The sequence below is a fragment of the Haloleucobacter albus genome (assembly GCF_052492075.1).
In genome coordinates this window covers 87,120-102,276 of the sequence record NZ_JBQWAS010000019.1, presented here as the reverse complement: position 1 = coordinate 102,276, position 15,157 = coordinate 87,120, and the positions used below count along the sequence as shown (strand labels likewise).

11 protein-coding genes are annotated in these 15,157 nt (G+C 60.7%); 6 read left to right on the top strand and 5 right to left on the bottom strand.

Translation table 11 applies throughout. From position 1 onward, the window contains the following. Positions 1–33 precede the first annotated feature (33 nt). On the bottom strand, positions 34–897 hold the full coding sequence (locus ACT6QH_RS03825; protein ID WP_444973486.1) for an RNA methyltransferase: 864 nt from the start codon (positions 895–897) through the stop codon (positions 34–36). 322 nt (positions 898–1,219) lie between these two features. On the opposite strand from ACT6QH_RS03825, the gene ACT6QH_RS03820 reads away from it, so the two are divergent. Further along, positions 1,220–2,434: an NADP-dependent isocitrate dehydrogenase gene (locus tag ACT6QH_RS03820; protein WP_444973485.1), complete on the top strand. Its 1,215-nt coding sequence runs from the start codon at positions 1,220–1,222 to the stop codon at positions 2,432–2,434. Positions 2,435–2,554: 120 nt separating this feature from the next. On the opposite strand, the gene ACT6QH_RS03815 is transcribed toward ACT6QH_RS03820, so the two are convergent. Together ACT6QH_RS03815 and alaS are read right to left on the bottom strand one after the other, a co-directional pair. Then, positions 2,555–3,952 (bottom strand): cyclic nucleotide-gated ion channel, encoded by a 1,398-nt coding sequence (locus tag ACT6QH_RS03815; protein ID WP_444973484.1) that lies wholly within the window; start codon positions 3,950–3,952, stop codon positions 2,555–2,557. Positions 3,953–4,188: 236 nt separating this feature from the next. Then, positions 4,189–6,849, bottom strand: coding sequence for an alanine--tRNA ligase (gene alaS / locus ACT6QH_RS03810; protein ID WP_444973483.1), 2,661 nt, complete (start codon positions 6,847–6,849; stop codon positions 4,189–4,191). A gap of 355 nt (positions 6,850–7,204) precedes the next feature. On the opposite strand from alaS, the gene ACT6QH_RS03805 reads away from it, so the two are divergent. After that, the gene (locus tag ACT6QH_RS03805; RefSeq protein WP_444973482.1) at positions 7,205–7,921 is read left to right on the top strand and encodes a metal-dependent hydrolase; all 717 of its coding nucleotides are present in this window, start codon (positions 7,205–7,207) and stop codon (positions 7,919–7,921) included. A 150-nt stretch (positions 7,922–8,071) separates the two neighbouring features. Beyond that, entirely contained in the window at positions 8,072–9,907 is a 1,836-nt protein-coding gene (gene recQ, locus ACT6QH_RS03800) for a DNA helicase RecQ (protein WP_444973534.1), read from the top strand. Between the two features lie 65 nt (positions 9,908–9,972). On the opposite strand, the gene ACT6QH_RS03795 is transcribed toward recQ, so the two are convergent. After that, positions 9,973–10,869: a DMT family transporter gene (locus ACT6QH_RS03795; RefSeq protein WP_444973481.1), complete on the bottom strand. Its 897-nt coding sequence runs from the start codon at positions 10,867–10,869 to the stop codon at positions 9,973–9,975. Positions 10,870–11,192: 323 nt separating this feature from the next. Between ACT6QH_RS03795 and gatC the strand changes: the two genes are divergently transcribed. Genes gatC through ACT6QH_RS03780 form a run of 3 tightly spaced genes read left to right on the top strand, consistent with a single transcriptional unit; the run spans position 11,193 to position 13,245 of the window. Beyond that, positions 11,193–11,480 (top strand): Asp-tRNA(Asn)/Glu-tRNA(Gln) amidotransferase subunit GatC, encoded by a 288-nt coding sequence (gene gatC / locus ACT6QH_RS03790; RefSeq protein ID WP_444973480.1) that lies wholly within the window; start codon positions 11,193–11,195, stop codon positions 11,478–11,480. Beyond that, positions 11,477–12,964, top strand: coding sequence for an Asp-tRNA(Asn)/Glu-tRNA(Gln) amidotransferase subunit GatA (gatA, locus tag ACT6QH_RS03785; RefSeq protein WP_444973479.1), 1,488 nt, complete (start codon positions 11,477–11,479; stop codon positions 12,962–12,964). The genes gatC and gatA overlap by 4 nt, the downstream gene beginning before the upstream one ends. Continuing rightward, positions 12,961–13,245: a chorismate mutase gene (locus tag ACT6QH_RS03780; RefSeq protein WP_444973478.1), complete on the top strand. Its 285-nt coding sequence runs from the start codon at positions 12,961–12,963 to the stop codon at positions 13,243–13,245. The genes gatA and ACT6QH_RS03780 overlap by 4 nt, the downstream gene beginning before the upstream one ends. 475 nt (positions 13,246–13,720) lie before the next feature. Here ACT6QH_RS03780 and ACT6QH_RS03775 read toward each other — a convergent pair whose 3' ends face one another. Further along, positions 13,721–15,127, bottom strand: coding sequence for an ammonium transporter (locus ACT6QH_RS03775; RefSeq protein ID WP_444973477.1), 1,407 nt, complete (start codon positions 15,125–15,127; stop codon positions 13,721–13,723). Positions 15,128–15,157 lie beyond the last annotated feature (30 nt).

Here is a 15,157-nt window from a genome sequence, read left to right as displayed (position 1 = left end):
TTTGATGAACCGGCGCTCAGAACGCGCCAATGTTCATTCTGCATCAGCTTTCGGGCCAGCCTCACGCAACGCGGCCTTCATCTGCTGGCGAATTTCGGCCGCAGCATTGTTGGCCCGTTTGCGTGCCTCCCGGCCTTCTCGCCCTTCTTCCAGCGCGGTTACCACGCCATGCAGGGTCGCCAGATCCTGCTTGGTCAGGCCAAGGCGGTGAAAGATATTTCGGATATTGCGCGTGGTCGAAGGCTGCTTCTCGGCCGAACGGAAAAAGCCCGCCTCTTCCAGAGCCTTCTCCAGATGATCGAAAAACGCAAACAGATCCTGCTTGTCTGCGATGGGAGACTTGTCCGGTGGTGCAAAGGGCAGCGCCCCATTTGCGCCAGCCTTGAACCACTCATAGCCCGCTACAGCCACGCATGTCGCCAGGTTCAGTGAGGCGAAGGCCGGGTTAACCGGCAAGGTCAAAATAGCGTCGCACAGCGACACCTCTTCCGTGTAAAGGCCCGTGCGCTCGCGGCCAAACACCAGCGCCACCTCTTCACCCTCGGCCATACGATGATGCGTTTCCACTGCCGCCTCATCCGCCCCGACAACCGGCTTGGCCATGCCCCGCTCACGCGCCGTGGCGGCAAAGGCATATTTCACATCGGCCAGAGCGCTGCGCAAATCCGGGAACAGCTCCACACCTTCCAGCACGCGATCTGCACCGGCGCTGAAGGTCTGCGCCTTTTCGTTCGGCCAGCCTTCACGCGGGTTCACCAGACGCAAGCGCGCCAGGCCGAAATTGCCCATGGCGCGCGCCGCCGAACCAATATTCTGGCCAAGCTGGGGCTCTACAAGGATGACCACCGGCCCGCCGGCGATCCAGGGTTTCGTGCTGTCAGTTCCAGAACCAGGCATCAGACCTTCTCTTTCGCAGGCTATTTCGCATGTTGCGCAGCCGGCGTCGAGCCTTGGCTACACAGCCTCCCTGTGGGCGATGTTCCACAAAAGGTAAAACCCTGCTCCCACGTGGTGTGTTCTGGCCGGACAGACCCTTTGCCATGCCAAATTTATAGGCGAAAGGTTGAAGGTCGCGCTTTGCCGCTTGGGAAATACACCAAGGCAATGCTATAGCGGCCTCGCTCAGGAAAATGGCGCCGGCTCGGCCCTCGGGTCTGGCTGGCATCGGTTTCCGCATTGAAATCCACTGCGCTCAGCAAGCACCCGAAAGGTCGTCCACATGGCGAAGATCAAGGTGGCGAATCCGGTCGTCGAACTCGACGGCGACGAGATGACCCGGATCATCTGGCAGTACATCAAAGACAAGCTGATCCACCCCTATCTCGACATCGACCTCAAATATTATGATCTGTCGGTTGAGAGCCGTGACGCCACCAACGACCAGATCACGGTTGATGCGGCGGAAGCCATCAAGAAGTATGGCGTTGGCGTGAAGTGCGCCACCATCACCCCCGATGAAGCGCGCGTGAAGGAATTTAACCTCAAGGAAATGTGGCGGTCGCCCAACGGCACCATCCGCAACATCCTTGGTGGCGTGATCTTCCGCGAGCCCATCATCTGCAAGAATGTGCCGCGCCTCGTGCCGGGCTGGACCCAGCCCATCGTTGTTGGCCGTCACGCCTTCGGTGACCAGTATCGCTCCACCGATTTCAAGGTTCCCGGCAAGGGCAAGCTCACCATCTCCTTCGTGGGCGAAGATGGCACCAAGATCGAGAAGGAGGTCTACGACTTCCCCGGTTCCGGTGTGGCCATGGCCATGTACAACCTGGATGAATCCATCAAGGATTTCGCTCGGGCTTCGTTCAACTATGGCCTGATCCGGAATTTCCCGGTCTACCTTTCCACGAAGAACACCATCCTGAAGGCTTATGACGGCCGCTTCAAGGATATCTTCCAGGAAGTCTTCGACGCCGAGTTCAAGACCGAGTTCGACAAGCGCGGCCTGACCTATGAGCACCGCCTGATCGACGACATGGTCGCCTCCGCTCTCAAGTGGTCCGGCGGCTATGTGTGGGCCTGCAAGAACTACGATGGCGACGTGCAGTCCGACATCGTGGCGCAGGGCTTCGGCTCGCTCGGCCTGATGACCTCCGTGCTGATGACCCCCGATGGAAAGACGGTGGAAGCGGAAGCCGCCCACGGCACCGTGACCCGTCACTATCGTGAGCATCAGAAGGGCAAGGAAACCTCCACCAACTCCATCGCCTCCATCTTCGCCTGGACCCGTGGCCTCGCCCACCGCGCCAAGCTGGATGGCAATGAAGAGCTGGCCAAGTTCTCCAAGACCCTTGAGCAGGTGTGTGTGGATACGGTTGAGTCCGGCTTCATGACCAAGGATCTGGCCCTGCTCGTGGGTGCGGATCAGAAGTGGCTCTCCACCACCGGCTTCCTCGACAAGATTTCCGAGAACCTCGAAAAGGCGATGGCGGCGTGATGCTGCACCGGCTCGGTTGATCCGGGCCGGATGCCTGCCTTTTCAGAACAAGCTGAAACCAGCCATCGGCGTTCGCGCCGGTGGCTTTTTTTATAAGCGATCTCCCCCGCCTGATGCGGACTATTGGGGCGCTTCTGGCGGCTTTACCGGCAATGGCACATTTTCGTCCGGCGAAGCTGTCTTGCCCCGCGGCGCTGTCCGTTGGCCAGCTATCGGCTGTGCAGGATCTCTCGGATATGTCTTGAGCGCCCCCCCCTCAAGAGAGGCCGGAGATGGAACATGCTGCGCTGCCTGGGGCGTCTTGGCATGTTGCGTGGAAAAATCAGCTTCCGGCGCCGCGCGCGCCCCTTGCGGAAAGGTTCCCGGCAAACTGGAGGGAGGCTGCACTCCCACTTTTGCCAGCCTTTCCCGCAGCTCGGGATAGCGATGCATCAGGATACGCAGAGAATCCCCATCCACAGTCAGCAGATGCACTTTCGTCATGGCGCGTACAGCATCCAGACGGGAGCCATTATTCTGCTGGCCCGGAACAAAGCCAAACACATCTCCCGGCCCCACGCACACCGGGCCATCCAGTGTTTCAGCGTCCAGAAGCCCTTCCAGCACCACAAACAACTTTTGTGAAGCCTCACCGGGCAAGAGAATCTGCCGTCCCCGATCGTAAGTCCGACTGTTCAGAATAGAAAGCAGATCAGCAATGGCCTGGGGATCCAGATCATTAAACAGGGGCACCCGCGAAATCATCGAATATGTGACCACAAAATCGTGCTTCGAAATCATGGTCGAGAAGGAAGAAGAGATAATGGCGATAGGCAGGGCCAGCATCAACAAGCCTGTGACCATCGTAGCGGCACCAATGATTCGCCCAACATCGGTCACAGGAACGGTGTCGCCGTAACCCACTGTTGTGAGCGTCGTGATCGACCACCACATAGCCTGAGGAATAGAGCCAAACTTGTCTGGCTGCACGGCCCTCTCTGCCAAATAAGCCGCAGTCGCCGTCAACAAGACACAGCCGGCCAGAATGACGAAACACGCCAGAAGGGCATATTTCTCACGTCTTACGGCAATATACAGCGCCGTGAAACCGGAGGAATAGCGCGCCAGCTTAAAGAAACGCAGCAAGCGCAGCACCAACAGGGTCTGGATGCTGATATCCAGAAAGTTCGCTAACAGCAGCGGCAGGATCGCAACAAGATCAACGATTGCCGCTGGCGTCACCATATAAAGCAGCCGCGCCTTGATGGGTGACATGCGGTGGCGCAACGGGTGCTCCGGCGAAGACCAGACCCGCAAAACATATTCCGCACAAAAAATCAGCAGCGTGAAATGCTCACCCCAGGACAGCAAGAAACTGGTTTGCCATGAAAGTGTGGGCACTGTGGCCAAAACGGCAGCGACCACACTCGCGACAATAGCGGTAACGAGGAAGTAGTAGACCCAATCAGCGATCTTGTCTCCCGATGTATCTCTCTCGAGAATATCAAAGGTACGCCGACGGATTGCCTCATAGGTCATGCTGGAATGCCTCCTCACCGCGTGCATTCATGCATTTTGTTTCCACATGGAAGCAGCACCTCGCCGGAGAGACTATCTTCCCCGGCTTTTCCCCAACAGTAACGGGAAAAAGAGGGCATGGAACAGGCCGCATCTTCAACAGCCACGCTGCAACAGTTCTATCGCAGAAAAACATACAAAAATGCCCGGAGAGTCAAAGGACTCTCCGGGCATCTGAATGAAGCAGAGCTTCACACTCAGCCTTCGAGCGCGGCCTTGATCGCATCCAGCGCAGCCTGGGCCTTGCTGCCATCCGGGCCACCGGCCTGCGCCATATCCGGCCGGCCGCCACCGCCCTTGCCACCCAAAGCGGCAGAGCCGACCCGCACCAGCTCAACCGCGCTGAAACGATCCGTCAGATCTTTAGTAACACCGACAACAAGCGCCCCCTTGCCATCAGCAGCTGTATTAGCCACAGCGACAATGCCAGACTCCACCTTTGTCTTGGCTTCATCAGCAATGGACTTCAGATCTTTCGGGTCTGCACCGGAGATGGCGATGGGCAGATATTTCACCCCATTCACCTCGATAATGGCCGGCCCTTGCGCATCTGCCCCGCCACCACCGGCCATGGCCAGCTTCTTGCGGGCATCCGAAAGCTCACGCTCCAGCTTGCGGCGCTCTTCCACCAGAACAGCAAGGCGCTCTTCCACCTCGCTCACCGGGGCCTTCAACGTGGCCGCAGCGCCCTGAAGCGCAGCATTGCTGTTGTTGAGATGGTGACGCGCCGCATCTGCCGTCAGCGCCTCAATACGACGCACACCCGATGCCACTGCACTTTCAGAGACCAGAGAGATCAGGCCAATATCGCCGGTGCGCCGCACATGGGTGCCGCCGCACAGCTCCACGGAATAAGGCGCACCATTGCCATCATCGAAGCCCATGGAGACGACGCGGACCTCATCGCCATATTTCTCGCCAAACAGCGCGCGCGCACCGGAAGCGATGGCATCATCCACCGCCATCACGCGGGTTTCCACCGGCTCATTACGCAACACGAAACGATTGGCGATATCCTCAACCGCAGCCACTTCCTGCGCCGTCATCGGCTTGGGATGGGAGAAGTCGAAACGCAGGCGATCCGGCGCGACAAGCGAGCCCTTCTGGGCCACATGATCTCCCAGCACGCGGCGCAGGGCCTCATGCAGCAGATGCGTCGCGGAATGGTTGGCCCGCACGGCATTGCGGCGGGCATGCTCCACTTCCAGCACCAGCGCAGCACCGAGGCGCAGTTCGCCCTCACCAAGCTGCACTTCATGCACAAAGAGATCACCCAGCTTCTTCTGAGTGTTCAGAACACGGGCGGTCACGCCACCCTCGCCAGTGAAGCTGCCGGTATCCCCCACCTGGCCGCCGGATTCGGCATAGAAGGGGGTCTGGTTCAGAACCGCGAGGCCCTTCTCGCCAGCCTTGAGGCATTCCACCTCTGCCCCATCACGCAGCAGGGCGACAACGACACCTTCCGCCTTCTCGGTATCATAACCCAAGAAGTCTGTTGCCCCCACCTTGTCACGGATGGAGAACCAGATGGCGTCGGTCGCGGCCTCACCCGAGCCCGCCCAGTTGGCGCGAGCCTCGGCCTTCTGGCGCGCCATGGCGGCGTCAAAAGCTGGCACATCCACGCTGATATTGCGGGCGCGCAGGGCATCCTGCGTCAAATCCAGCGGGAAGCCGTAGGTATCGTAGAGCTTGAAGGCGACCTCACCGGAGAACCGGGAGCCGGAGCCCAACTCCGCGCTCTCTTCCTCCAGAATGGAAAGGCCACGCTCCAGCGTGCGGCGGAAGCGGGTTTCTTCCAGAAGCAGTGTTTCTTCCGTCAGCGCCTGCGCGCGCAGCAGCTCGGGATAGGCCCGGCCCATTTCACGCACCAGCACCGGCACCAGACGGTGCATCAAAGGCTCCTTCGCGCCCAGAAGCTGGGCGTGACGCATGGCGCGCCGCATGATTCGACGCAGCACATAGCCGCGGCCTTCATTGGAAGGCAGCACACCATCGGCCGTCAGGAAGACGGACGAACGCAGATGATCGGCGATCACACGGTGGCTTGCCTTCTGCGGCCCATCCGGCTCCACGCCCGTCAGTTCGGCCACCTCTGCGATGATGGCGCGCATGAGGTCGATTTCGTAATTGTCGTGTGTGCCCTGCAACACGGCGGAGATACGCTCCAGCCCCATGCCGGTATCAATGGAGGGACGCGGCAGCGCCACCCTCTCCCCGCCCGGCATCTGTTCATATTGCATGAACACGAGATTCCAGATCTCGATGAAGCGGTCGCCATCCTCATCCGGGGAACCGGGAGGACCACCGGGGATGTGATCGCCGTGATCAAAGAAAATTTCCGAGCACGGCCCGCACGGCCCCACATCGCCCATGGACCAGAAATTGTCGGACGTCGCGATGCGGATGATCTTCTCATCCGGCAGGCCGGCAATCTTCTTCCACAGGCCGAAAGCCTCGTCATCCTCGGAATAGACGGTGACCAGAAGGCGGTCTACCGGCAGCTCGAATTCCTTCGTCACCAGGTTCCACGCCAGTTCGATGGCGCGATCCTTGAAATAATCGCCGAAGGAGAAATTCCCCAGCATTTCAAAGAAGGTATGGTGGCGGGCTGTATAGCCCACATTATCCAGATCGTTGTGCTTGCCCCCGGCGCGCACGCATTTTTGCGAGGAGACAGCACGCGAATAAGGGCGCTTCTCCATGCCGGTGAAGACATTCTTGAACGGCACCATCCCTGCATTGGTGAACATCAGGGTGGGATCGTTGTGCGGCACAAGAGGTGATGAGGGGACAGCCTCGTGCCCCTGCTTGACGAAGTAATCGAGGAAAGTCGACCGGATTTCGTTAACGCCGCTCATGTGCCGGCCACCGCTGCCCTTCAAGGCCGGCAGCGCACATGGCGCGCCGGCGAGTGTTCACCAAGACATCCGGGCTCGGAAAAGCCAGCCCGTCTGTCACCCGGCCCGGTGCCATGGCATCATGATACGCATGTGACAAAGCGTCCATAGCCATGCAGACCGGAACCGGGCTCCTTTAACGATGGCGCGTTCTCTTGTCCAGAAAAGCGGGGTGCAAAACGCGCTCATCACGCAGAAGCGTTGCACCCGGAAGCCGCTTCCGGGATACTCCGCGGCCAATGGTGGGATGGCCGAAGGCTGGCCTGCCACTTTTCAGGCGCGCCAGAAGAGGCGCATATCCGAAAGGCGCACCGCAATGAAAATCACCTGGTTTGGCCACGCCGCCTTCCGTCTTGATTTTGCCGACAAGGGCGTGCTGATCGACCCCTTCTACACGGGCAATCCGGTGTTCACCTCCGGGGTGGAAAACGCCACGCGCGGAGCCACGCATATTCTGCTGACCCACGGCCATGGCGACCATATCGGCGATACGCCGGCCATTGTGGCCAAGGCGGCTGAAAATGGCGTGGAGATTCCCGTCGTCACCAATCCCGAAGTCGTTTCCTATCTGACCCATCAGGGCTGCCAGACCAGCTATGTGGACATGAACACCGGCGGCACGGTGGAGCTGGGCGGCTTCTCCGTCACCATGGTACGGGCGGATCACTCCTCCGGCGGGCCCGGTGCGCCGGCCGAATATCTGGGCAATCCCACCGGCCTCATTGTGAAAGTGCCGGGCCAGCCTACCGTGTGGCATATGGGCGATACCGATATCTTCTCCGACATGGAGCTGATCTGCGAAATTCACGCGCCCAAGGTGGTCTTCGTGCCGATCGGGGATCGTTACACCATGGGGGCCAAGGTCGCGGCCATGGCTGTGAAGCGGTTCCTGCCGGGTGTCGCTGTGGTGGTGCCAATCCACTATGGCACTTTCCCGATTCTCGCGCCCGACGCGAAGGAGTTCGTCAAGGAGCTGGAAAACCATCCGGTGAAGGTGATGGTGCCCTCCCCTGGCGATTCGTTCGAAATCTGAGGTCAATTCCGAGACAACCAGATCTTGTTGCGTCCGCATTCGCCGCCGGAAGAAGGCTTCCGGCGGCTTTTTTGTTGCTGGGGCGCATTGCAGCGCGCAGCGCCGGGACTATAAGGCCCCATGTTCAGTCAGCCTGCCTCCACTTCCGAAATGCCTTCCGCCCAACCTGCTCTTGAACCCGGCGCCACCCCGGAACAGGTGCTGCGCCATGTATTCGGCTATGAAGCCTTTCGTGGCAGGCAGAAGGATATTGTGGAACATGTGGTGGCCGGCGGCGATGCGCTGGTGCTGATGCCGACGGGCGGAGGAAAATCCCTGTGCTATCAGGTTCCTGCGCTGGTCCGGCCCGGTACAGGCATCATCGTTTCTCCGCTCATTGCGCTGATGCACGATCAGGTGCAGGCTCTGCGCCAGCTTGGCGTGAAGGCTGCCATGCTCAACTCATCGCTCGCCCCCGCCGAGGCCCGGCAGGTGGAGCGCGATCTGGCCTCCGGCGCTCTGGATCTGCTTTATGTCGCCCCGGAGCGGCTGCTGACTGATTCCTTCCTGTATCTGCTGGAGGGCGCGCATATTGCGCTGTTCGCGATTGATGAGGCCCATTGTGTCTCCCAGTGGGGACATGATTTCCGGCCTGAATATCGCCAACTGACCCTGCTGCATGAGCGTTTTCCCGGTGTGCCGCGCATTGCGCTCACCGCCACGGCCGATGGCCCCACACGCCGCGAAATTGTGGAACGGCTGGCGCTGGAGGAAGGCGAGGTGTTCCTCTCCTCCTTCGACCGGCCGAACATTCGCTATCGCATTGCGCCCAAGGCCAGCACACGCGCCCAGCTTCGCGCCTTTCTGGACGAGCATGAGGGTGAGGCCGGTATCATCTACTGCATGAGCCGGAAAAAGGTTGAAGCCACGGCCGAGCAACTGGCCACAGAGGGCCGCACCGCCCTGCCCTACCATGCCGGGCTGGATGCCGAGACCCGCGCCCGCCATCAGGACCGCTTCCTGAAGGAGGAGGGCATCGTGATGGTGGCCACCATCGCCTTCGGCATGGGCATCGACAAGCCGGATGTGCGCTTCGTGGCCCATCTCGATCTGCCCAAGAGCATAGAGGCCTATTATCAGGAAACCGGCCGTGCGGGGCGTGACGGCCTGCCTTCCGAAGCCCTGCTGCTCTATGGCACGGAGGATGTTGCCAAGCTCATCCAGTTTGTCGAAAACTCCGATGCGCCGGATGCCCGCAAACGGGTGGAACGCCAGAAGCTGGATGCCCTTCTCGGCCTGTGCGAAACCGCCCGCTGCCGCCGTCAGGTGCTTCTCTCCTATTTCGAGGAAGATCTGGCCGAGCCCTGTGGCAATTGCGATACCTGCCTGCATCCACCCCGCACCTTTGACGGCACGCAGGCTGCGCAAAAGCTGCTCTCATGCGTCTATCGCACCGGGCAAATGTTCGGCGCCGGCCATGTGATTGATGTGCTGCTGGGGCAGGACAGCGACAAGATCCGCAAATTCGGCCACGAAACCCTTTCCACCTTCGGCATCGGCAAGGATTTCTCACGGGAGGAATGGCGCTCCATGGTACGCCAGCTTGTCGCCGCCGGCCTGCTGTGTGTGGATGTTGAAGGCCATGGTGGCCTCTCCCTCTCCGAACGCGCACGCCCGGTGCTGCGCGGAGAGGAGAAGGTGGAACTGAAGGTGGAAAAACGCAGCCGCCCGGCACGTGTCACCGGCGGTGGCCGCGCGCCCCGCGCCTCACTCAGCGACCCGGAAGACGATGCCCTGTTCCGTCGCCTGAAAACGCTGCGTCTTGAAATTGCGCGCGAACAGGGCGTGCCGCCCTATGTCATCTTCCATGACACCACCCTGATGGAAGTGGCCCGCATCCGTCCACGCTCTCTGGCCGCATTTGGGGATATTTCCGGCGTAGGCGAAGCCAAGCTGGAACGCTACGGGCCCCAGTTTCTGGATGTGGTGCAGGAACACCGTGCATAAATACCAGCTTGAAAAGATGCGCGAATATATTCGCGCATCTGCCGCGTGAGCCAGCAAAGCGTCGCTTATGCTGCCCGCTGCTCGTCGGCCTCACTCGCCTGCTTCGGGGCAACAGGCCGCCGTGCACGCATACTGCCCAGCCACACACAGCCCAGTACGATCACCGCGCCCAGCATCTGCAACGGGGCCAGCTTCTCCCCCACCACGAGCCAGCCCAGCAGCACGGCCGTGAGCGGACTGAGAAAGCCGAAATTGGTGACGACCTCTGGGCCCAGCCTTTCAATGCCGCGAAACCAGAGAAAATAGGTGAGCGCAGAGCCCACCAGCCCCAGCCACACAAATCCAGCCATATTCCCGGCATCCAGAGCCGGCAGAGGCAGTTCGTAAAAAGCCGCCATGGGCAATAGCAGCAAGCCGCCCGCCGTGAGCTGCCAGGCGGTGAAGGTGAGGGCTGAAACCGGCGGCTGCCATTTCCGCGTCAGCACGACACCGCACGCCATGGAAACAGCGCCGACAAGCGCCGCCAGAACCCCCACCATGTCCAGCTTTGCGGCGGGCCCCAGCACCAGCAGCGCCACACCGCCAATGCCGGCCACAGCCGCAAGCAGATGACGCGCTGTCAGCGGGGTGTGCAACACCATGCGGGCCAGCAGCAGGACGAAGAGCGGCTGAACCCCTCCCAAGGTTGCCGCCACGCCGCCCGGCAAACGATAGGCAGCCACAAACAGCGTGCCCCAGAAAATAGTGAAGTTCAGCCCACCCAGCACCAGCAGACGCCCTAACCAGGAGGGTGAAGGCAGCTTTCGTGTCAGCGCCATCAACAACAGGCCGGCAGGCAAGGCCCGGAGCATGGCGGCGGTGAGTGGATACCCTTCCGGCAACATCTGCGAGGTCACAATATAGGTGCTGCCCCAGATGGCCGGCGCAAATGCCGTCAGCAGGACATCCGAAAGGCGGGACATGAAAAACTCCAACCATCTGGATGTTGGGATATTTTGAGTTTGCCTTGACGCCAAGATGCCTCTTGCTGTCCGCAAATGCCATTATCACAACTTGGCTGCACCCTGCGCAACGGTTTTGGCATGGCCCGAACCCGACTCGCAGGGCGCGCTTCTGGCGGCTCATTGGTTACCACAGCCCCGACACAAGCATTGACCCCTTCCAAACAGGCCCCTTCAGCCGCATATTCTGTGGCAGATGCGGCCTTGCGTGCAGGAAAAGCGGCTGCACCCTTCCACCAGCGCGCCCCCCTTGCTATAGCGACCTTCACTTTTAGGAGCGCAACATGTCCGTCGATCAGGCGACCGTCCGCCGGGTGGCCCATCTCGCGCGCATCAAGGTGCGCGAGGAAGAGCTCGGTCACCTCCAGAACGAGCTCAATGCCATTCTCGATTTTGTCGAGCAACTGGCTGATCTCGACGTCTCCGGCGTCGAGCCTCTCACCAGCGTAGTCCCCACCGAGCTGCCCATGCGTGAGGATGTGGTCAATGATGGCCACTATCCGGACAAGGTGCTCGCCAACGCCCCGGAAGCCGAGGGTGGCTTCTTCACCGTGCCGAAGGTGGTGGAATGACCCAGCTCACCAAGCTCAATCTCACCGAAGCGCGCGAAGCGCTCGCTCAGGGTGAGTTCACTTCCGTCGAGCTCACCGAAGCCTATCTGAAGGCCATGAGTGAGGCACGCCCCCTGAACGCCTATGTGCTGGAAACACCGGAAAAAGCGCTCGAAATGGCGAAGGCCAGCGATGCGCGGCTGGCCGCTGGCGAAGCTGGTCTGCTGGAAGGCATTCCGCTGGGCGTGAAGGATATGTTCTGCACCGATGGTGTACGCACCACCGCCTGCTCGAAGATTCTTGAAAATTTCGTGCCGCAGTACGAATCCACCGTCACCGCCAATCTGTGGCGCGATGGCGCGGTGATGCTCGGCAAGCTGAACAATGATGAGTTCGCCATGGGCTCGTCGAATGAAACCTCAGCCTTTGGCCCGGCGCTTTCGCCCTGGCTGCGCGAGGGAGACGAGAAGAGCTATCTGGTGCCTGGCGGCTCCTCGGGTGGTTCCGCGTCTGCCGTGGCGGCCTATCTGTGCGCCGGCGCAACGGGCACGGATACGGGTGGTTCCATTCGCCAGCCGGCAGCCTTTACCGGCACGGTCGGCATCAAGCCCACCTATGGGCGCTGCTCGCGCTGGGGCATCATCGCCTATGCGTCCTCGCTGGATCAGGCTGGTCCCTTCGCCCGCACGGTGAACGACGCCGCCCTGCTGCTGCGCTCCATGGCCGGTTATGATGCCAAGGATTCCACCTGCGTGAACCGGCCCGTGCCGGATTATCAGGAAGCGGTGGGCGCCTCCATCAAGGGCAAGAAAATCGGCATTCCGCGCGAATATCGCATGGATGGCATGTCGGACGAGATCGACGCCCTCTGGCGTCAGGGCGCCCAGTGGCTGGAAGAGGCCGGTGCAGAGGTGGTGGATATATCCCTGCCCCACACCAAATATGCGCTGCCGGCTTATTATATTGTTGCGCCTGCGGAAGCCTCATCCAATCTCGCCCGTTATGATGGTGTGCGCTACGGCATGCGCGTGCCCGGCGCTGACATTGCAGACATGTATGAAAATACCCGCGCTGCCGGCTTCGGCCCGGAAGTGCGCCGCCGTATCATGATCGGCACCTATGTGCTCTCCGCCGGCTATTATGACGCCTATTACCTCAAGGCGCAGAAGGTGCGCACGCTCATCAAGCGCGATTTTGACAATGCCTTCGCGCAGGGTGTGGATGCCGTGCTGACCCCAGCTACCCCCTCGCCCGCCTTTGGCATTGGCGAAAAGGTGAAGGCGGACCCGGTGGAGATGTATCTGAACGATGTCTTCACCGTAACGGTGAACATGGCTGGCCTGCCGGGCATTTCCGTGCCGGCCGGGCTTTCTGCTGATGGTCTGCCGCTGGGCCTGCAATTGATCGGCCGCCCCTTTGAGGAAGAAAATCTGTTCTCCCTCGCCGAGGTGATTGAGGAAGCTGCGGGTCGCGTGCGGGTTGAAGATCTGTGGTGGCGGGCGTGAGCAAGCCAGTCCCACCCGCCCTCGCCGAGGCACGCCGCGATATTGATGACATCGACGCACGGCTGATTGGCCTGCTGGTGGAACGTTTCGCGGTAGCTCAGCGTGTGGTCGGCATCAAGCGCGAGGCGGGTCTTCCCGCCTTGCTCGAGGACCGGGTGGAGGAGGTGCTTTCCAATGTGGAAACGCGCGCCCGGCAAAATGGCCTGCCGGAAGGGGTGGCGCGGGATATCTGGCGTCAGCTCATTTCCGCAACCATCGCCTTTGAGGAAAAGCAGCTTTAGGGCATAGTGGCGCCTCTGCGCTGCTTCTTTCTGTTTTCCACTCTGGAAGCGGGCATGAAGCGCCCAATCTCATGGACATGTCATGTATTGCTGCGAGTGCAAACGATGCGGCCATCGCACCTTGCTGGAAGATGAAGCGGTAACACCGCCTGCCGCTGCATCTGGCGCTGTTGCGGGCGAAGCCGGCAGTGCCACTTCTTCCGAACATGCCTCTCATGCATCCGAGGCCGAGGGCCTGCGCTGTACCATGTGCGGCAGCCGGAAAGTCCGGCTCCTTCATTTTGATTCCCGCTTTGAGGCGCTGAGCTATACGCTAAAGCGCCCATAAGCTCTTTGCGAATCTGCCGCGCCTTCTCACGAAAGAGACAGGGAGGCGCCTGCCACGCCCCCCTGCCCTGTGCGCCAGAGGTCAATGCCGACATTCCGTACCCTCGCAACTCTGGAGATCTCCCGAGCCGCGACGGCACGAGACCCCTCAGCGACCGGCCGGTTCCGGCCTGGCTGGAGCCATGGCCAATGCCGATTCCGACCCGTGCGCTTTTGCAGTCAGCCCGTAGATACTCTCTCCCACCTGGCCATCATCCAGGCGATAGCCGCTTTCACCGTGGGAAGAGATATCCAGGCCAACCAGTTCGTCATCTTCAGTCGCCCTCAGGCCCACAATCACATCCGCCACCTTCAGCGCGATATAGGAGCTGATGAGCGAATAGACGATGCTGAAGAGAATAAGGCCGACTTGCACCAGCATTTGCGAGCCCATGTCGCGGCCCGCAGGAAAGCCCGTGCCGCCCAGCACATCCGCCGCAAAGATCACGGTGAGCACACCGCCCACAATGGCCCCCACGCCATGCACGCCGAACACATCGAAGCTGTCATCATAGCCGAAGCGGTGCTTCAGATATTCCACGGCCCACACGCAGGGCGGGGCGGCGATGAAGCCGATGACAATCGCACCCATGGGGCTGACAAAGCCGCAAGCCGGGGTCACGGCCACCAGACCCGCGATAATGCCGGAGAGAAGACCCAGCGTGCTGGGACGTCCGCGGTGAATCCACTCCGTCACCATCCAGCCCATCGCACCAGCCGCACCACCCAGAAAGGTGTTGAGCATCACCAGCATGGAGAAGCCATTGGCTGCCAGCGCGCACCCGCCACAGAAGGCCAGCCAGCCCACCCACAACATGCAAGCGCCGGTGGTCGTCATGGTCATATTGTGCGGGGCCATCATCGCGACACGATAGCCCTTCCGGGGGCCCACCATAATGGCCGCCACCAGCGCGGCAATGCCGGCATTCAAATGCACCACATTCCCGCCGGCGAAATCCTGAGGCTCCCAGCCCAGAACCCAGCCACCACCCCATGCCATATGCGCCATGGGCACATAATTGATGAACAGCCATACCGCCATGAAGATGAGCACGGCCGAGAAGCGGATACGTTCGGCAAACCCACCTATGATAATGGCGGGTGTAATGGCCGCAAACATGAGCATGAACATCACATAGAGATATTCAGGCAGCTCTCCCACCAGGCTTTCCTGCCCCACCCCCATGAGGAACAGCTTCGAGGTGCCCCCAATCACGGCTGGAAAGCCGCCTTCAGCGAAGGTGAGCGAATATCCGGCGATGATCCACAGCACGCCAACCATGGCGGATGTAGCCACAACCTGCGTCATCACCGAAAGCACATTCTTGGCACGCCCGAGACCTGCGTAAAACAGGGCGAGGCCCGGCACCATCATCAACATGACAAACAATGCGCACATGGCGACAAAGACTGTATCTGCCACGCTCAAGGTTGGTGACGCCTCTTGCGCCATGGCAGGCATGGCAGGCAACAACAATGCTGTCGCCGCGAGCCCGGTTTTCCACGTCCTGTTCATACTGACCCCCTTCCCTTCTAGAAGACAAGA